This window comes from Mycobacterium sp. NGS11 (genome assembly GCF_059813315.1).
The window spans coordinates 130399-149570 of the sequence record NZ_JCALEJ010000004.1 but is presented as its reverse complement, the minus strand read 5'-3'; the positions used below and the strand labels follow the sequence as shown (position 1 = coordinate 149570).

Here is a 19172-nt window from a genome sequence, read left to right as displayed (position 1 = left end):
GTTACGCGCGTGTGCAATAGAGCTTCGGAGAATTGTGCCGGTGCAAGGCTGAGCTGCGGCAATGTGGTGCGCTTGTACCGATCGGCGGCTCGCGTCGCCGCTCGGCTTCCGACGGAGTCCGACGCGCCAACCGCCTGCGCCGAGGCGCGCACCGCCACCGGCTTCCCGGGGGCGCCCAGCAAATCTGGCGATGTCGCCACCCGCCGCGTCCCCCGACCGCCGCGCCATTGCCGCGAGGCATGTGGCGAGGCGCCCGCTCACCGCGACACAGCCGGACGGTCGAGCGATCAGCCACCTGGCGGTGACGCCGACCGCGGCCCATTTCGGCACCATGCCGGGCGCCCTTTGACCCGGTTAGCGGCCACGACGGCAAAGGCCTTAACGCTTCTCATCTCGCTCGCATGAGTGATGAGCTAATCATCTGCGGACCGCGGCGTGGGCGGGGACCGTCGCGTTGCGACACGGTCACGGATGAATACCTATCAGCTCATCACTGGTCACATTTGCCCCGCCAATCACTATCGTCACATGGGCCAGCTAAGGGACGTCATCGCGGTGTCCTACCCCTCGAAAGGTGCTACATGTCGGCGTTTCTGCGAAGTGTGTCGCTATCGATGGCGTCGGCGGCCGCTATCGGATTCGTCCTCGTGGTGGGGCCCGCGCCGGTTGCAAACGCCACACCGTGCGGGGCGCCCGAGGCGAACGTGGACCCTCCCGCCGCGCCCCCGGCCATGCCCGCGCCCCAGCCGGTCGTGCAGCCGCCGACCGGGCGCCGGCCCACCCACACGAATGACCAGGCGCCACTACCGAGGCTGGGGCCACTGATCTCGTCACTGCTCAAACCGGCCGCTCCGGGCCGCCAGTACTCCGCACCGCTGCATCCGCAAGCCGAGGTGCTGCCCCCCGGCCCCAATCCGCCCGCGCCCGGCGTCCCGCTACCGCCCAACGCAAACCAATTGCGCCCCAACGCCGCTCCCGTTCCGCAACCGCAGCCACAGCCCCAGCCGCCGCCCGAGCCGGGACCGCCGCCTCCTTCGATCGCGGGGGCTCCGACGTCGCTCGTCGACTGGGTGACCGGACCGAACGGCCCCAACAAAACCCTGCAACGTTTCAGCATCTCCGGTACCGACCTCGGAATTGCTTGGGACAACGGTGATCCCGCCAACCGCCAGGTGCTGATGGCCTTCGGTGACACCTTCGGCTACTGCAAGGTGCACGGCCAGCAGTGGCGCTACAACACCCTGTTCCGCAGCAACGACCACGACCTGTCCAAGGGCATTCACATCGCCGACGGTGTGCCGAACGACAGGTATTCCGGCTCGCCGGTGTGGGCGCCCGGACTTTCCAAGCAGGTCGTCAACACCATCCACAAAGCCGCGCACGAGACTGGGATCATCCCGACCGCGGCGATGTCGATGGGCAGGACCCAGTACATGAGCTACATGTCGATTCGCCAGTGGGGCCGCGACGGCGAATGGTCGACGAACTACTCGGCGATCGCCCGGTCCAACGACAACGGCCAGAACTGGGGGATCTTCCCGACAACCATTCGTACCGCTTCGCCGGATGCCATTCCGGGAGCGGGGTTTACGCCGGGAAACGAGAACTTCCAGATGGGCGCGTTCATGAAGGGGAACGACGGTTACCTCTACCAGTTCGGCACCCCCTCCGGACGCGGCGGCGCGGCGTTCCTCTCGCGCGTCCCGCCGAATCAATTGCCCGACCTGACCAAGTACCAGTACTGGAACGGCGACAACGGCGGCCATTGGGTGGCTAACAACCCAGGCGCGGCGACGCCGATCTTCCCGGGCCCCGTTGGCGAAATGTCGGCCCAGTACAACAGTTATCTCAAGCAGTACCTGGTGCTGTACACCGACGGAGGCAGCAACGACGTGGTGGCGCGGACCGCGCCGACGCCCCAGGGGCCGTGGAGCCCTGAGCAACCGCTGGTGTCATCCTTCCAAATGCCCGGTGGCATCTATGCGCCGATGATCCATCCTTGGTCGTCGGGCCGAGACCTGTACTTCAACCTGTCGTTGTGGTCGGCCTACGACGTGATGCTGATGCACACCGTGCTGCCGTAGCGCCGTTGCCGGCGAACAACGACTGTCGAGTGACCGGACGCTTTCGCTCGCAGACGCCCGGGGGGATGCGGGCGTCTGCGGCGTTAGCTGCCGGAAATTTGCTTTGCAAGATCAGTTAGCCAGCGGCTCAATGCTTTTCGGTAAGTCTGCCGTGGGGGTATCGGCTACTGCGGTGGCAGCGGAATCCATCGCTTACCGTCCGTCGTCCACCCGCAGGGCAGGTAGTTCCAGTGCGCGGGCGGATTGGGGTCAAAACTCAGGCATTTCGGTGCGTAGAACGAAGGGCCGGGAGGCGGTGGGGCCGGCTGATTCTCAGCGCGTGCGATGGCCCCGCTGAGCATCACGGCTCCAACGGCCATCAGTGTCGCGAATAGCTTCCGCATCGCAAACTCGGCGACTTTCGTGCCCCGACGAAGGGGGCGCTACGGTTCTTCCCTCGCATGCATGGTATCGATGCTAGCCCTCTTTTCCGTCTGGTGTGGGACTTGAGATTCTCCGGTCGGTCACCGCGCAGCCGGCGATGTGTCGACTTGGCCGTCATTGCTGTATACCGGTGGCGGCATCGGCGAGCGCGGGACAATAGGCGAAATCGAGAAACGCAACCTGGACAGGGCATCACAACGAAAAGTACGCTCGTGTCAGCGATCTATTGTCAGAGCAGAAATTGTTGCGGCACAAACCCGTGCAGCCAGGAGCATTAACAATGAGGTATCTCGATTCGAGCTCACCTTCGGCGTTTGCGGTGAGGACCTCTGAAGTTGTACTGCGCCGCCTGAGTCACGGCCCGTTGGCCGCCCGTTACCTCGCACACGCCCGTCCCTGCCTCGACAGAGTCATCTCTGAGCAAACACGCCAAGATAGTTGGCGCGCAATAGAATTCATTGCGGATAGCCATAATCGGCGCGTCGAATCCTACCTGCAACGCCGACGGCATCGTCCGTGGCGCAACCGCGGATCTTAGCCTCGCAAGCCGAGCCATCCATGTCGTGATCGGCGTTGCACAGCAACTCCGACCAGGCAGGCATGTCGCCCACGGCCGAACAACGCCGTAGCGAGATCTCGCGTCGTGCAGGTAGCCCGAGCCGCAATCTGCTGGCGCGGATCCGGGCCACGGTTGCAGTTCGCGTGTGTCACAGCAAGCCATGTGGTAGCGCTCGGCCTTAGTCCCACCGGCGGAAATGAGCCAGCCGCGTTGCGGGTCTGGATGGGGACCGGTGGTTGCGCACTCAACACGAAAGTGCGGTCAACGAATCAGTCGATGGGTATGGCGAGTCGCCGTCCGTTCCGCAGGTGAGTTCGCTACGCCATCAAATATGAGGTGCATCAATGGATTACGGGGGTTTACCGCCGGAGGTCAACTCCGGCCGGATGTACATGGGGCCCGGATCGGGGCCGATGCTCGCCGCAGCCGCGGCGTGGGATGCTTTGGCCGCCCAGTTGCACTCGGCGGCAGCATCGTATGAGTCGGTGATCTCGAATCTGACCGGCGGCTGGCAGGGTACTTCGTCGACCGCGATGTCGGCCGCGGCAGCGCCTTATGCGGCGTGGATGAGCGCGACCGCTGCCCAGGCCGAGCAAACCGCTGCTCAGGCGCGAGTGGCCGTAGTTGCCTATGAGGCCGCATTCGCCGCAACGGTGCCTCCGCCTATCGTTGCGGCCAATCGTGCCCGGTTGATGACTCTGGTGGCGACCAATCTTCTCGGTCAGAACACCTCGGCGATCATGGCCACCGAGGCCGAGTACGCCGAAATGTGGGCCCAGGATGCGGCGGCGATGTACGGCTATGCCGCCGCCTCGGCGACCGCTACACAGATGACACCACTCAGCCAGCCGCCGCAGACCGTCAACCCGGCCGGCACAGCAATACAGGCCGCTGCGGTCGCGCACGCGACCGATGGCTCTGCCGCAACAAGCACGCAAACCGTACTGCCACAGTTGATGTCGTCCGTGCCGCAGTCGTTGCAAACCCTGGCAACGCCTACGGCCGCCGCCGACCCGCCGTCGCTGCTGTCCGCGTTCGACTCGGCCCTCACCGGTCCGTTGGGGCCCGTCTCGTTGTACGGCATCGGGGGCAGTCCCTATCTGCTGGGCGTTGAGAGCTACCTGGTTCCCCAGAACGTGGCGAATGTGAACAGCGCCAGACAACGGCTCGACCGGGACAGATCGGCGCTGCGGTCGCTTGGCCTGGACCGCGGTCCGGAGACGCGGGTAGTGGGGACAACGACCACCGGCAGCGCCGGAATACCAACGGGTATAGGCCGTTCCGCAGCGGTAGGACCTTTGTCGGTACCGCGCGGATGGGCTGCGGCAGCCCCCGAAATTCGGTCGGTTGCCGCAGTATTGCCGCAGGCCAATTTCGCCGCTGCTCCGGTCGCCCTGACGGCAGAAGGGCAGGGGAGCCTGTTCGGCAACATGGCCGCTTCAGGCCTGGCGGGGCGCGCCGTGGTCGCGACCGGTGATGGTTCTGGCCGCGGAATAGGGTTCGGAGGCAATGCCTTCGGACGAACGGCGACCACTGCCACGATCATCGTCATCAATGGGGACGACGCGCAGGAATAGTCTGACGCGCTCATATCAAGGAGCAGCAATGGATTTTGGAGCATTACCGCCGGAGACCAACTCCGTGCGGATGTACGCCGGCCCCGGCTCGGGGTCAATGTTGGCCGCGGCGTCGGCATGGGACGGATTGGCCGCCCAGCTGTACGCTGCATCTGCATCGTATGAGTCGGTGATCGCGAACCTGTCGAGCGGTTGGCAGGGTCCGTCGTCGGTGGCCATGGAGGCTGCGTCGGCGCCCTACGTGGAATGGATGAGGGCGAGCGGCGCACAGGCGGAGCAGGCCGCTTCCCAAGCCAGAGCGGCGGCGGCGGCTTATGAGACCGCGTTCCTGGCGACGGTGCCCCCGGCGGCGATCGCGGAAAACCGCGGTCAGTTGGCGTCACTGGTGGCGACAAACGTTCTCGGGCAGAACACCGCCGCGATCGCAACGACCGAGGCCGAATACGGGCAGATGTGGGCGCAAGATGCGGCCGCCATGTATGGCTATGCCGGTTCCTCTGCGACTGCCGCGCAGATGTCGCCGTTTGGCCAGCCGCCGCAAACCACCAATCCCGTTGGAGCAGCCGGTCAATCGGGCGCCGTCGCCCAGGCTGCCGGCACGGCGCCGGCCAACACGCAGTCGGCCTTGTCGCAGCTGATGTCGACCACACCGCGAACGCTGCAAAGCCTCGCGTCGCCCGCCCCATCGCCTGCGGCCGATCCGTCGTCATTGACAACGTTCTTGAACAATTTGAACTCCACGCCGCTGGCGAGGATTGCCGCGAACATCGAATTCGTCACCAAAGGCATTCGGCCGGTGAATGACACGTTGCTTAGTCTCAGCTTGGGCCTGGTGGCAACGGCACGGACCTGGAGCGACACAGCGGTCGATCTCGAGGCGCCACTGTTCGCGTCGCTCGGTTCAGGTAGCCAGACGGTGGGGGCAGCGAGTGGGGCTGCGGTGTCGGCAAGCGTCGGCAGTGCGGGCCTAGCCGGTGCCCTATCGGTGCCGCCGAGCTGGGCCGTGGCCAGCCCCGCGGTCAAGCTCGCTGCCAGTGTGTTGGAGTGCACTAGCACGGGTGCCGCTCCAGCGGCCGTGAGTGGCTTCTCGGGTGAGATGGCCTTGGCAGGCTTGGCCGGAGGCGCTCTCGGCGGTGCCGTGCCCCGCGGGTTCACTAAAGGCAGCGCCCGAAACGTCGGCCGTCGCGCATCGGACAGTGACGACAAGACTCCCGATAAACTCAAGGCTGTACTCGCGGAGCTGCAGCAAGCGCCCGAGGTGATTCAGCACTGGCACACCGATAAGGCGCATCTGGAAAGCCTCCTGGACCAGCTCTCCAAGAAGCCGGGCGTGCACGCCGTGCACTTGTCGTCGGCCGGCAAATCCAAAGCCACACCGCCGCGGCCAACGTGGGGCTGAACGTTCCGGTGGTGTGCTGCAGCCCAATATTGTTGATACACAGCATCTTTCGGCAGCGTATCCGCCTGGTCCGGCCAGGGGAGGAACGGGCGACGTCCAGTCAGCCGGCTTCTGCCAGACGCAAGGAAGGCGCCGTCTCTTTGAGCCTCCCGAGCCCGCCGACCGCTTCAACCGCTTGCCTGAACCGCCCATGCTGATCCATCACCCAGTCCAGCATCGCGGGCCACAGATCCACATCCGCGACGTCGTCGAACTGCGAGGTGACGCAGATGGCGGCGGCCTTCTTGCCGGGCTTGTCGTCCCACTCGGCGTCCTGGCCCAAGGCCCGCTCGAATTCGTCTTTTATCGCATGGAGTGCTTCGAACCGGCCCAAATTGACACGGGCATCGGGGCTGCTGAAGTAGAGCTGCACGCCGAGACCCTGGTGCGTGAAGGCGGTTGAGTAGGAGACCGCGCTCGTGCCGGTAGGCAGGTTGTATCGCGAGGCGCGTGTCGGTGTTTTCCGTTTTGTCCAGCCAGGGTGCTCCGCGCCGACCCGATTGAGAAACTGCTCCCAGAAGTCCCGATACAGCTTCGAGCGCTCGGTCAGTGTCGCTGGGTTGTCTTGCCTCCCCGACTTGCTTGGCTGAGCGACCGCCTCGGAGTCCGGCGCCGCGGTGGGGCCGTCGGCCTGGACCACCTCGATCCCGACTCCGGCAGGGCGAACATCGGCGTCTCGGGCGGCTGCTTTCCTGGCGGTTGCCGCTCGTGTCCTCGCCTTGGCGGCCCTCGCCTTCGCGGGCCTCGTCTGAACGACCAACGCCCCGAGCACGATTCCACCGATCGCGACAAAGAAGACAACAAAGAGAATGTAGAAGAAGTTCGCCGCATCCATGACGTCACCGCTGCGAAGCCAGTCGGCGGAACTCGGCGGCAAATCCGGACGGATGCCGGCTCATCGACTGGGCAGTCATGAGGCGGCTACTACAAGTGACTGTTGAACGCCGTCGTGGCCGTGAGATGCGCCGCGGGACAACATGCTCGCCCAAACCTCCGCGATTGGTGATGCAATTTGGTGACGTTGCCCGACTCGTCGGTTCGAGCGTAAATGCCTCAGCTGGCAGTTACACGGGAATTGTGAATCTCGCAACCGCTCTGCACCCTTGAGCCGCCGGCGCGATCGGGGCCAGACCGCCCTGGCTCAGGTCCGCCTCAGGGAAACGCTGGGCGGATCGGTCGTGAGGCTTTCTCCTTTTGCCTATCAGAGGCCCCCGCACCGTGACGGCGCCAGGATGGGCGACCAGGGAGGGCAATCCGGTGGTAAAGGTTGCGGCGGGGGTGACGGGATTGGAGTTGGGAAGAGGTTAGGACCTTCCCAGTAGTGCGCGGGAGCGTGAGTCCGCACGTCGTAGGCGAAGTAATAGGTGTGGCACACACTCATGTCCCAAACTAGGTCGGCATCCGACCGAGGTGGATCATTCGGCATAGCTTGTCCTGGGCACCATTGGAATGGGCCATAGGTGTAGGCGTGAGCGATACCAGCGCCCGGCCCCAAACTCGCCATACCCAAACCGCCGGACATTAGCATGATCGTTGCTAATCCAACGATTTCTCGTTTCATAAACCGCAGGCTATTCCCCCTGACCCGGGAAGACTAGAGGATCGAACGGTTCGATTTACGTTGGTCGTTCGTTGCTGTGGAGCCGGGTCGTGATTCAAGCACGCGCGGAGGTCCCGTCGGAGGAGGAGTAAGGCCGCGCGGTTGCTGTGCGCCCGAAACATGCCGGGAGCGCTCTCAGCCGAATGACGTCAGTTGGTGCTCGACAGTTTGTCAGCGGGTGACGCCTGTCGACGTTTCGGCCGCTGCGTCGTGGGCTGGCCCTTGAGGCCCTTGTTGTCGGGGAGCTGAGCGTTGTCGAACGACGTCTCCCGGCTGGGCACTCGGCTCGCCACCACTATCTGCGGTTTGAATGTCTTTCCGCCCCGCAGCTCGACCTTGATCGCCGGGTCGGCGTACTGAGCCAACGTCCGCAGCGCCGACTTGCTGTACGCGCGTAGCGCGCTGATGAATCCGTCATGCGGTACCGGCAATATCGGCGCGAACGGCAGGGTCAACGACAACCGCGCAATGTGTACCAACGACGGTGGGCGCGACAGGTCGATGATCAGCAGTTTGCTCGCGACGCGGGTGCCTTCGGCAAATACTCGAGCGGCTAGCGGCGGTGGCAGGTGGTGTAAAGACAGGGCGAACACGGCGAGGTCGTAATGGCCATCGGGGGCGTCGATGGCGGTCGCGTCCATCGCGCGGACCACCGCACGCGGGTGTCTGCCGAGGTTGCTCTCGGCGATGGTCGACACAAATGTGGGGTCGATGTCCGTGGCCGTCACTCGGGCGGTGGGATGCATCTCCAGCAGCGCTCGCGACAACCCGCCGTGGCCGGCACCGAGTTCGATGATGTTGGGATCGGGTACTTCCGCGACCTCATCGAGCGCGATGCGCGCGAAGTTCTTCTGGGTACCCGAAAACCTTTCCATGCGCTCCAATGAGCGGACCACTTTGCGTTTCAGATCGTCGACATCGTCGCGGTCGAGGTATTCCAGACGATCGGTTTGCAGCCGCCGGTCCAGCCATGAGGCGTCCGGGCCCCCGCGCGGCATACTGTCGATTTCGAGGCTTTTGGCCGCCCCGCCGGCGCCCCGTTTCGAACGGGTCAAAAAGTTCAACACCAAGCCCAGCACCCCCGCTCGTGATCTTAGACGCTGCCCTATTCGTGCGGAGATGAACGCTACACGTGCGCTAATCGTTTTTCTGTGCGTACACACCGGGTCCTTCGTCGTGCGATTTCTTGAGTTCGCTTTCTGGCGGTGAGGCGTGGGAGGGCCGCGACGCCCCGGGCAACTGTTCAGATGTTGCCCGTGTACGCGACGGTGCCCTCTTCCTCGTTAGCCTTCTCAATCGCCGCATCTACCGCTTCGATCAAGTGGGGCTCATCATCGGGCAAGCATGCTGCCTCGATCTTGTTGACCCCGTCATGTTCAGCCCGGAACCGGTCGTGGCCGGAGAATTGCTTTTTGAAGTGCTGGCGCCAGTTGGCGCCTCTGGGCCAGGCGGGAAGCGGCGTGGTCTCGATCTCGTACACGTTCCGCACTTGCCTCAACGCCGACGGAAAGAGGGTCCTCGGCCCGTGCAGCGGCTTGGGTTCTCCAACACGCGAAATGCCGAGGTTCATTCGTCGTAGCCTCCCGTCTGCTTTAACCTTTCTTTCGCCTTGTTTGTATTGCCACGATGCGCAGATTTACGCACCTGGTCGGATATCGGACGCACCTTGGGCAGGCCAGCAACAGTGCATCTGGCCGCTCACTCGGTGCTCAGATGGTGCCCCTGCCAACCTTCTCGGCACTGCTCTGCCACGCTCAACTCCCTCAGTCGAAGGAGTGTCGCGGATCAGCCGAACTAACTGTCAAGCATCAGCCGAAACACTGTCACACATCAGCCGAAGACAGACTGTCACGCATCACCCGACGTAATACAACCACCTGTGCCCCCGGCAGGATTCGAACCTGCGACACCGGCTTTAGGAGAGCCGTGCTCTATCCCCTGAGCTACGGGGGCGGACCGGCCTGAGCTTACCGGCAGGCCGGCGGCAATCGCCCCGGCGGTCAGCGCAGTTCGGCGATCACCTTGGAGAAGTTGCCGATGTTGTTGTCCTGCACGGTGAAGGACGACACGCCGTATTTGTCGCGGTATGCGAGCAACGTGTCGGCGATCTCCCGCGGCGAACCGCTGAGCACTGAGGGCTGGGACAGGATCTCCTCGTCGGACAGGTTGGGCGCGTAAGTGCGGGTCAGCTTGAGGTCGGGCTCGGTCTCGCCGTCGCGTGGCATCGCCGTGATCGCCAGGTTCAGCTCCAGGGAGTCGAACCGTTCTCCCGCGGCGTTGCGGACGAACTCGACGCGTTCGGCGAACGGATCCTCGACGTCGCGCACCTTGGAGCCGGTCAGCCCGATGATGTCGGCGTTGCGGGCGGCGATGGTCAACACCCGATCACCGTTGCCGGCGATGATGAGTGGGGTCGACGGGTGGTGTTCTTTCAGGTACTTCGTCATGTGCTCGAGGTAGTCGACCCGGGCGCCGGCGCTGGGATAGGGAATCTCCGCGGCCTCGAACTCTTCTCGCACATAACCGGTGCCCAGCCCGATCTCCAGGCGGCCATCGCTGAGCAGATCCAGGGCCTGCATGTCGCGGCTGAGCAGGGCCGGCTTGTAGAACGCGGAGTTCAGCACGTACATGCTCAGCCGTAGCGTCGTGGTGACCATCGCGACCGCGGTCAGCGTCGGGAACGGTGCCGCGGCACCCAAATGGTCGGGCACACAAAGAATGTCGAAGCCGGCGTCCTCGGCGCGCTTGGCTTTGTCGAGCAGCGCCTCGCGCGACTTGAAGAACCGCATGCTCATTCCGAAGCGAAAGTCTCTGGCCACCAACAATCTCCGTTCAACGATCCGACATCGACCAACTGCGGGCGGCCGCGGCCAGCCCCTGGGTCAGGGCGCTGGTGACCGACGACAAACCGTCGTCGCCCGGCAGCGGACTGCGCGGGCTGATCCCCCTGACCCGCGCCGAGAGCTCCAGTTGCGTTCCGCCGCCACGCACCCGGTTCACCGGGTTGCGCGGGTGCAAGCCCCGCAGCTCCGGCGGGATGTCGTCGAGGTCGGTGACCACCTGGTAACCGGTCAGCTGGATGTGCCGGTTCAGGTGGGCGGCCAATGCCCGATTGCGACCGCCGGCCAGCAGTTGGGTGCTCCGACCGTCGCGGCCATACCCGTGCAGCGACACCGCGACGTCAACATGGTCGAGGAACTCGGCGAGCCGTGGCGACTCGGCCGGATCGAACAGGGCCGACGGCAGGTGGTGCGGGTAGCGATCCGGATGGCGCACCGCATAGACCGATGCGCCGGCGGCTTCGGCGGCGCGCTCGGCGATGACGTCGGTCATCTCCTCCAGCCCGCCGCCGTGGATCGCGAAAAAGCCGAAACGCGAACGCAATCGGCTGATCTCGGTCACCCCAGGTTCGCGCAGCAGTGCCGAAAGTGACTGTGGCCCAGGCCCGGACGCAGAGGACGATCTCGGACCGGGCCATCCGGCGGGATCCCAGCGGCGCAAGAAGTCGACCCAACGCTGCGGCAGCCCGTGCTGGGTAGCGCCATCGATGATCTTGGGCAGGTAACCCGGGCGGGGCGGGCCCGGCGTGACCCGGTGATCGATGTAGACCCAGGCCGACGCGGGCCCGTCGTCGGTGTGCACGGTCATCTCGTCGCGCCGGTAGCGCACCGGCACACCCTCGGCGCTGTCCAACGTCGCCAAGTCACCGTCGGAGATCTGCCAAACCACCCCGTGCACCTCGTTACCGGCGAGCGGTTCCACGGTGGCCACGCCGCGCTGGTTGATCAGCCAGTCGTGATCGGCAAGCACCGCCGGTCGCGGCCGCGCGGCGTCGGGACACCGTTGCGCCATCTGCCGGACGCATAGGTTCGACCCGTATGCGAAGTAGAGGTGCCCGAGCGCCGGCATTCAGCCCGTCACCGTCAGCCAGATGAGCACCACGTTGAGCAGACTAATCAATACGCCGACGGCCCAGCCGACAATCGTCGTGATGCGGTGATTGACGTCGCCACCCATCAACTCGCGGTCGCTGGTCAGCTTGATCAAAGGCAGCACCGCAAAAGGGATTCCGAACGACAACACCACCTGCGACAGCACCAATGCGCGGGTGGGGTCGAAGCCGACCGCCAGGATCACCAGGGCGGGCACCAGGGTGATCACCCGGCGCACGATCATGGGAATCGACCGGCGCAGCAAGCCCTGCATGATCATGGCGCCGGCATAGGCGCCCACCGACGACGACGCCAGACCCGACGCGAGCAAGCCGACCGCGAACAGCACCGCGATGGTCGGGCCAAGCGTGTGGTGAATCGCCGCATAGGCGCCCTCGATGGAGGCGCTGAGGTCGCGGTGCTGCAGGTTGACCGCGGCGATCAGCAGCATCGCGGCGTTCACCGTGCCGGCCACCGTCATCGCCAGCACGACATCCCAGCGGGTGATGCGCAACAGCAGGCGCCGATGCGACCCCTCGCCGGGATGCCCGTGCCGGTCCAGCACGAGGCCCGAATGCATGTAGACCGCGTGCGGCATCACGGTGGCGCCCAGGATGGCCGCCGCCAGCAGCACGCTTTCGGTGCCCTGGAATCTGGGTACCAGTCCGCCGAGCATCTCCTCCGGCGGCGCCGTCTTGACGAAGAAGCTCGCCGCGAAACCGATCGCGATGACGAGCAACAGGCCGGTGATGACCCGCTCGAAAATGATCTGTCCGCGCCGGTCCTGAATCCCCAGCAGCAGCAAGGCGACCAGACCGGTGATCAACCCGCCGGCCAGCAGCGGCAAATCGAAGAGGATGTGCAGGGCGATGGCCCCGCCGACCACCTCGGCCGCGTCGGTTGCGACGGCCACGAGTTCGGCCTGGGCCCAATAGATCAACCGCGCCGGGCGGCCCATCCGTTTACCGATCGTGCCGGGCAGCGAGCGTCCGGTGACCAGCCCCAGCTTCGCCGACAGGTACTGCACAAGGCCCGCCAGCACATTGGCTGCCACGATGACCCACAGCAGCAGGTAGCCATACTGCGAGCCGGCGCTGACGTTGGCGGCGACGTTGCCCGGGTCGACGTAGGCGATGGCGGCGACGAACGCAGGCCCGAGCAGATACCAGTTGCCCTTCAGCGAGCCCTGGGTGCGCTGCCCCAACGTGCCGACCTCGATTCCCTCCACCAAATAATAAAGTGAGGTTAACCGAACATCGCAACGCGACCGTCGGCGGCTCCGGCGTTTAAGGCCCTCGTGCCTCAGCTGGGGCGGTAAAGCCCCTTCCCGGTGACCAGCGGCAGGTCCAGGGTCGTCACGATGCCCGGGTGCGCGGCGACTACCGCCGGGATCGCGTTGACTACGCGCATCGCGGTGGCCACCAGGCCGGCGTGATTGTGATCGCCCTTACGGCTGCTCAGGCAGACATCCATGGCATAAGACGGTTCGCCGGTGATCTCGATGCGGTAGGAACCGCCCTCTTGGGCCGGCTGGGGCCAGTCGGGGCACAGGTCCTCGCGCAGCCGGGTGACGTGTTCCAGGACGACGACGGGATTGCCGTCGACCATGCCGAACACCTCGAAGCGCAGCGCCGCGGCGGTGCCCTTGGCGATATGACCCGAGGCGATGTCGAAGTCCTCGGGGGCTGGTATGCGAACGTGGTCCTGGGTGACCGCGTCGAGCGAAATGCCCAGGCCCGCAGCCATTTGGCGGATCACCGACCCCCACGCCAGGCTGAGCACGCCGGGTTGCAGCAGCATGGGAACCTCGTCCAGCGGCTTGCCGAACCCCATGACGTCGAACATGACCGCGGCGCTGTCGTACGTGGCGTAGTCGACGATCTCCATGCATCGAATCTGCTGAATGCTCTGGCAGGTGCCCGCCAGGGCAAGTGGCAACAGATCGTTGGCGAAGCCGGGATCGATACCGTTGACGTAGAGACTCGAATTCCCTTCGCGCGCCGCATCTTCCAAGGGCTTGATGAGTTCCTCGGGGATGACCTGCCACGGATACTGCAAGAACACCGGGCCGCTGCCGACGATGTTGATCCCCGCCGCCAAGACGCGCCGGTAGTCCTCGAGCGCCTCGGGCAGCCGGTTGTCGGCCAGGGCGTTGTACACGGCGCATTGTGGCCCGGTGGCCAGCACGGCATCCAGGTCGGTGCTGGCGAGCACTCCTGTCGAATCGCTAAGCCCCGCAAGCTCGGCCGCGTCCTTGCCGGCCTTGGCGTCCGAGGACACCCAGACGCCTTTCAAGTCGAACTCGGGATTGGTGATGAGCGCCCGCAGAGCGTGGATACCGACGTTGCCGGTGCCCAGTTGGACGACGGGGATGGGCATGACTGGCTCCTTAGGTCACAGGTCCGGGACGGGTATGTCGAGGTTGGGGAAGGTGAGACCACCGTCGACCTCGAGCGTCTTGCCGGTCAGGAAGCTGCCGGCGGGGGACGCCAAATAGACTGCGGCAGCGGCAATGTCGACGGGATCGCCGAGGCGCCGCATGGGAGTGGCCTTCTCCATCGGTGCCCGCAGCTCGTCGTTGGAGGCAACCACGTCCAGGGCGGAGGTCAGGATCGACCCCGGCGCGATCGCGTTGACGCGAATGCGCGGGCACAGGTCCAGGGCGGTCAGCCGAGTGTAATGCGACAGCGCGGCTTTGGCGGTGCCGTAGGCGGCGAATCCGCGCCCGGCCAGCCTGCCCATGGTCGAGGTGATGTTGATGATGCTGCCGCCGTCGGAGTGCTCCAGCATCAACGGGACCGCGGCCAGCGTCAGCGCGTGGGCCGTGGCGACGTTGAAGGTGAAAGCCTCTTTGAGGTCCTTCGTCGAGGTGGTCAGCAGCGTGTTGGGCATCGTCCCGCCGACGTTGTTGACGACGATGTCTAGTTTTCCGAATGCCTCGACGGCCTTGCCGGCCAGCTCGGCGGTGGACTCGGGATGCGCCAGGTCGGCGGCCACGACGTGGGCCCGCCGTCCGACGGCTCCGACCTGTTCTGCGACGGCTTCTAGTTGTGACTCCGTGCGCGAGGCGATCAGCACATCCGCGCCGGCCTCGGCGAAGGCCAGCGCAATCGCCGCCCCGAGGCCGCGGCCTGCACCGGTGATGACGGCGACTTTGTCGTCGAGACGGAACCTGTCAAGGATCATTGGCGGCCTCTCTTTTTTCGGTGTCAGCCGACACCGTAGCAAGCCGCGCCGTCTCGGATCGGGCATTTCTGGAACACGTTCTATTTTTCGCATGAGGGCGTGGTGGGCCGGCCCGCAGCGCAGGCATGCGCGCGGGAATCCCGTGCTGGACGACCGGTTCGCGGCGTCGCAAAGCCAGCCAACGCGCTTTGCTGTCGGAGGACGCAGAAACAGGGTTCAGCTTGCGTCCACCCACGGCGCCACCCGGTGCCATCGCGTTAAGCGGTGATCGCCGATCATTTTGCTCAGCGTTCACCTTGTTACTGTTAGCTTCGTGGCTGCGAGCCGGGCTGGTCGGGCGCACTGGCTACCGACCGGCGGCGGTCCCGTTTCATCCCAACCGTAAGGAAGCGAATTGAAACTCAACCGATTTGGCGCCGTGCTGAGTGTGCTGAGCGCTGGCGCGCTGGCGTTGTCGGCATGCGGAAGCGATAACAACGGGACCGGCGCGCACGCAACGAGCGGCTCCTCGTCGGGCAGCGTGAGCTGCGGCGGGACGAAGGCCCTCAAGGCCAGCGGCTCGACGGCTCAGGCCAACGCGATGACCCGGTTCGTCAACGCGTTCGAGCAGGCCTGTCCCGGCCAGACGCTGAACTACACCGCCAACGGTTCGGGCGCGGGAATCAGCGAATTCAACGGTAAGCAAACGGATTTCGGTGGTTCGGATTCACCGCTGGCCGCCAGTGAATACGCCGCGGCCCAACAACGTTGCGGGTCGCCGGCGTTGAATCTCCCGGTGGTGTTCGGCCCGATCGCCATCACCTACAACGTCACGGGCCTCAATTCGCTGAGCCTGGACGGCGCCACCGCCGCCAAGATCTTCAACGGCGCGATCGGTACATGGAATGATCCCGCCATCGGAGCGCTCAACCCGGGTGTCACGCTGCCCGCCGAGCCGATTCACGTCGTCTTCCGCAACGACGAATCCGGCACCACCGACAATTTCCAGAAGTACCTCGATGCCGCCGCCAACGGCGCGTGGGGCAAGGGGGCCGGCAAGACGTTCAAGGGTGGTGTCGGCGAGGGAGCAAAGGGCAACGACGGCACCTCGGCCGCGATCAAGGCGACCGAGGGGTCGATCACCTACAACGAATGGTCGTTTGCTCAGGCGCAGAAACTGAACATGGCCAAGATCATCACGCCGGCCGGGCCGGACGCGGTGTCGATCAGCGCCGACTCGGTGGGTAAGACGATTGCTGGAGCCAAGATCGCCGGCCAGGGCAACGACCTTGTGCTGGACACGCTGTCCTTCTATAAGCCGACCCAGGCCGGTTCCTACCCGATCGTGCTGGCCACCTACGAGATCGTCTGCTCGAAGTATCCCGACGCGCAGGTCGGCACGGCGGTCAAGGCGTTCCTGCAAAGCACCATCGGCGCGGGGCAGAACGGCCTGGTCGACAACGGCTACATCCCCATCCCTGACGCGTTCAAGTCGAGGTTGTCTGCTTCCATCAACGCCATCACATAACCTGAAGTGGTCGTGACACGAGGAACCGCAATCAGCTCGTCGACCACGGAGAAACCGGCGCTGACAACGCTGAGTGAACACGTGGGGCGGCGGGCTGATCGACTGTTCAAGTTGACGGCCGCCGCTGCCGGTTCGACGATCGTGGTCGCCATCCTGTTGATCGCGGTATTCCTGTTGCTGCGTGCGGTCCCATCGTTGCGCGTCAACCACGCGAACTTCTTCACCAGCGCCAAATTCAGCACCAGCGACCCGAACAGGCTCGCCTTCGGCATCCGTGACCTGCTGATGGTCACGGTGCTCAGTTCGGTCAGCGCGCTGGTGCTGGCCGTTCCCGTCGCGGTCGGTATCGCGGTGTTTCTCACCCAGTACGCGCCACGGCGGCTGGCGCGGCCCTTCGGCGCGGTGGTGGACCTGCTGGCCGCGGTGCCATCGATCATCTTCGGGCTGTGGGGGATCTTCGTGCTCGCCCCCCAGATCGAGCCGGTGGCCGCGTTTCTCAACCGTCACCTTGGTTGGCTGTTCCTGTTCAAGCAGGGCAATGTCTCGTTGGCCGGTGGCGGCACCATCTTCACCGCCGGCGTCGTGCTGTCGGTAATGATCCTGCCGATCATCACGTCCGTCTCGCGGGAGGTATTTCGGCAGACCCCGCACATCCAGATGGAGGCGGCGCAGGCACTCGGCGCCACCAAATGGGAGGTGGTGCGGATGACCGTGCTGCCGTTCGGGCGCAGCGGTGTGATCGCGGCCTCGATGCTGGGGCTGGGCCGCGCGCTGGGCGAGACCGTGGCGGTGCTGATCATCTTGCGTTCGGCCGCCCGCGCGGGTAGTTGGTCGCTGTTCGACGGCGGCTACACGTTCGCCTCGAAGATCGCGTCGGCGGCCGCGGAGTTCAGCGCGCCGCTGCCCACGGGGGCATACATCTCGGCGGGATTCGCGCTGTTCGTGTTGACGTTCGTGGTCAACGCGCTCGCCCGTGCGATCGCCGGCGGCAAGGTCAACGGATGAACCGCAACGTGGAGCGGCGCCCGTGACCGTCGAAGCGTTGGACCGACCGGTCAAGGTGGAGGTGTTCAGGCCGCTGAGCTTCCGGCGCCGGATCACCAACAGCACGGCGACGATCTTCTTCCTCGCTTCGTTCTGCGTTGCGCTGGTGCCGCTGATCTGGGTGTTGTGGATCGTGGTCGAACGAGGCTGGTACGCCGTCACCCGGTCGGGGTGGTGGACCCACTCGCTGCACGGGGTGCTGCCGGAGCAGTTCGCCGGTGGCGTCTACCACGCGCTCTACGGCACGCTGGTACAAGCCGGGGTGGCGGCGGCCATGGCCGTGCCGTTGGGCCTGATGACCGCGGTCTTTCTGGTGGAATACGGATCCGGCCGCTTGGTGCGGCTGACGACGTTCATGGTCGACGTCCTCGCCGGAGTGCCCTCGATCGTGGCGGCGCTGTTCATCTTCAGCCTGTGGATCGCCACCTTGGGCTTTCAGCAGAGTTCGTTCGCGGTATCGCTGGCCCTGGTCCTGCTGATGTTGCCGGTGGTGGTGCGCTCCGCCGAGGAGATGCTGCGGCTGGTGCCCGACGAACTGCGCGAGGCCAGCTACGCGCTCGGTGTGTCGAAATGGAAGACCATCGTGCGGATCGTCTTTCCGATCGCGATGCCCGGCATCGTGTCCGGCATTTTATTGTCCATCGCGCGGGTGATCGGTGAAACCGCGCCGGTGCTGGTGCTGGTCGGCTACAGCCGATCGATCAACCTCGACATCTTCCACGGCAACATGGCGTCTCTGCCGCTGCTGATCTACACCGAGCTCACCAATCCCGAACACGCCGGATTCCTGCGGATCTGGGGCGCGGCGCTGACGCTGATCATCATGGTCGCCGTCATCAACATCGTTGCGGCGCTGACCCGTTTCGTGGCAACCCGCAGACGCTGACCCGGTCAGGACTTCGACGCCGCCTTTTTGGCCGCTTTTTTGGCCGGCGCTTTCTTGGCGGTCGTCTTTTTCGCGGGGGCCTTTTTCGCCGCGGCCTTCTTCGCGGGCGCCTTGCCGTTGCCGGAACGCGCCTTCACGCTGGCCTCCAGCTTGGCGAGCAGGTCTGATACGTCCTCGGTCTCGTCCAGCTCCTTCGGCTGCTCCTCGGTGGTAAACGCTTCTCCGCCTTCGAGTTTGGCGTCGACCAACTCTTGCAGCTGCTCCTGATAGGTGTCGTGATAGCGATCGGGATTGAAGTCCTCGGCCATCGACTCCACCACCTGGCCGGCCATCTTGAGCTCGGCCGGCTTGATCTCGACCTTCTTGTCCAGGATGGGGAAGTCGGGGTCGCGGATCTCGTCGGGCCACAACAAGGTGTGGATCACCATCACGTCGCGCTTGCCGAAGTCCTTGACGCGCAACGCGGCCAGCCGGGTCTTGTTGCGCAGCGTGAAGTGGACGATCGCCATCCGATCGGCCTCGGCCAGGGTCTTGGCAAGCAGCACATAGGATTTCGACGACTTGGAGTCCGGCTCCAGGAAGTAGCTGCGGTCGAACAGCATCGGATCCACCTCGCTGGCCGGCACGAACTCCAGCACTTCGATCTCGCGGCTGCGTTCCTCGGGCAGGGTGGCGATGTCGTCGTCGGTGATGATCACCATCTGACCGTCGTCGGACTCGTAGGCCCGCGCGATGTCACGGTATTCGACGACTTCGCCGTCCACCTCGCACACGCGTTGGTACCGGATACGGCCGTTGTCCTTGGCGTGTACCTGGTGGAATTTGATGTCGTGGTCCTGGGTGGCGCTGTACACCTTGACGGGGACGTTCACCAGCCCGAACGCGATGGAACCCTTCCAGATCGAGCGCATGCAAGTCAGTATGCCCGGAGGGCCG

15 protein-coding genes, 1 tRNA gene and 1 pseudogene are annotated in these 19172 nt (G+C 65.0%); 6 read left to right on the top strand and 11 right to left on the bottom strand.

The window, feature by feature from the left end; translation table 11 throughout:
- Positions 1-581 precede the first annotated feature (581 nt).
- Positions 582-2084, top strand: a complete 1503-nt coding sequence (locus AC5Y4T_RS07475; protein ID WP_499918520.1) for a glycoside hydrolase family 183 protein — start codon at positions 582-584, stop codon at positions 2082-2084.
- Positions 2085-2248: 164 nt separating this feature from the next.
- Here AC5Y4T_RS07475 and AC5Y4T_RS07470 read toward each other — a convergent pair whose 3' ends face one another.
- Positions 2249-2467, bottom strand: coding sequence for a hypothetical protein (locus AC5Y4T_RS07470; RefSeq protein ID WP_499918519.1), 219 nt, complete (start codon positions 2465-2467; stop codon positions 2249-2251).
- Between the two features lie 943 nt (positions 2468-3410).
- On the opposite strand from AC5Y4T_RS07470, the gene AC5Y4T_RS07465 reads away from it, so the two are divergent.
- Both AC5Y4T_RS07465 and AC5Y4T_RS07460 read left to right on the top strand, forming a co-directional pair.
- Entirely contained in the window at positions 3411-4643 is a 1233-nt protein-coding gene (locus AC5Y4T_RS07465; protein ID WP_499918518.1) for a PPE family protein, read from the top strand.
- A 28-nt stretch (positions 4644-4671) separates the two neighbouring features.
- On the top strand, positions 4672-6042 hold the full coding sequence (locus AC5Y4T_RS07460; protein ID WP_499918517.1) for a PPE family protein: 1371 nt from the start codon (positions 4672-4674) through the stop codon (positions 6040-6042).
- A 100-nt stretch (positions 6043-6142) separates the two neighbouring features.
- Here the strand turns inward: AC5Y4T_RS07460 and AC5Y4T_RS07455 are convergent, their stop codons facing one another.
- The 9 genes and pseudogenes from AC5Y4T_RS07455 to AC5Y4T_RS07415 form a co-directional block, all read right to left on the bottom strand.
- Positions 6143-6916, bottom strand: a complete 774-nt coding sequence (locus AC5Y4T_RS07455; protein WP_499918516.1) for a DUF4268 domain-containing protein — start codon at positions 6914-6916, stop codon at positions 6143-6145.
- 1046 nt (positions 6917-7962) lie between these two features.
- Positions 7963-8679: pseudogene (locus tag AC5Y4T_RS07450) on the bottom strand (class I SAM-dependent methyltransferase); the annotation flags it as partial.
- A 245-nt stretch (positions 8680-8924) separates the two neighbouring features.
- On the bottom strand, positions 8925-9251 hold the full coding sequence (locus AC5Y4T_RS07445) for a hypothetical protein (protein ID WP_499918515.1): 327 nt from the start codon (positions 9249-9251) through the stop codon (positions 8925-8927).
- Between the two features lie 310 nt (positions 9252-9561).
- A tRNA-Arg gene (locus AC5Y4T_RS07440) sits at positions 9562-9634 on the bottom strand.
- A 47-nt stretch (positions 9635-9681) separates the two neighbouring features.
- Positions 9682-10506: an LLM class F420-dependent oxidoreductase gene (locus AC5Y4T_RS07435; RefSeq protein ID WP_499918514.1), complete on the bottom strand. Its 825-nt coding sequence runs from the start codon at positions 10504-10506 to the stop codon at positions 9682-9684.
- Positions 10507-10513: 7 nt separating this feature from the next.
- Positions 10514-11590, bottom strand: a complete 1077-nt coding sequence (locus AC5Y4T_RS07430) for a poly-gamma-glutamate hydrolase family protein (protein ID WP_499918513.1) — start codon at positions 11588-11590, stop codon at positions 10514-10516.
- On the bottom strand, positions 11591-12841 hold the full coding sequence (locus AC5Y4T_RS07425; protein ID WP_499918512.1) for an Nramp family divalent metal transporter: 1251 nt from the start codon (positions 12839-12841) through the stop codon (positions 11591-11593).
- 74 nt (positions 12842-12915) lie between these two features.
- Positions 12916-13992: an NAD(P)H-dependent amine dehydrogenase family protein gene (locus AC5Y4T_RS07420; RefSeq protein WP_499918511.1), complete on the bottom strand. Its 1077-nt coding sequence runs from the start codon at positions 13990-13992 to the stop codon at positions 12916-12918.
- Between the two features lie 15 nt (positions 13993-14007).
- Positions 14008-14799: an SDR family oxidoreductase gene (locus AC5Y4T_RS07415; RefSeq protein ID WP_499918510.1), complete on the bottom strand. Its 792-nt coding sequence runs from the start codon at positions 14797-14799 to the stop codon at positions 14008-14010.
- Between the two features lie 394 nt (positions 14800-15193).
- Here AC5Y4T_RS07415 and pstS point away from each other — a divergent pair, with 394 nt between their 5' ends.
- The 3 genes from pstS to pstA are packed head-to-tail and all read left to right on the top strand — an operon-like array spanning position 15194 to position 18236.
- Positions 15194-16306 (top strand): phosphate ABC transporter substrate-binding protein PstS, encoded by a 1113-nt coding sequence (pstS, locus tag AC5Y4T_RS07410; RefSeq protein ID WP_499918509.1) that lies wholly within the window; start codon positions 15194-15196, stop codon positions 16304-16306.
- Between the two features lie 30 nt (positions 16307-16336).
- A complete protein-coding gene (pstC, locus tag AC5Y4T_RS07405; protein ID WP_499919013.1) occupies positions 16337-17311 on the top strand; it encodes a phosphate ABC transporter permease subunit PstC in 975 nt (324 codons plus the stop codon).
- A 22-nt stretch (positions 17312-17333) separates the two neighbouring features.
- Positions 17334-18236, top strand: a complete 903-nt coding sequence (gene pstA / locus AC5Y4T_RS07400; RefSeq protein ID WP_499918508.1) for a phosphate ABC transporter permease PstA — start codon at positions 17334-17336, stop codon at positions 18234-18236.
- Between the two features lie 5 nt (positions 18237-18241).
- On the opposite strand, the gene ku is transcribed toward pstA, so the two are convergent.
- Positions 18242-19147, bottom strand: a complete 906-nt coding sequence (ku, locus tag AC5Y4T_RS07395) for a non-homologous end joining protein Ku (protein WP_499918507.1) — start codon at positions 19145-19147, stop codon at positions 18242-18244.
- Between the last annotated feature and the right edge of the window lie 25 nt (positions 19148-19172).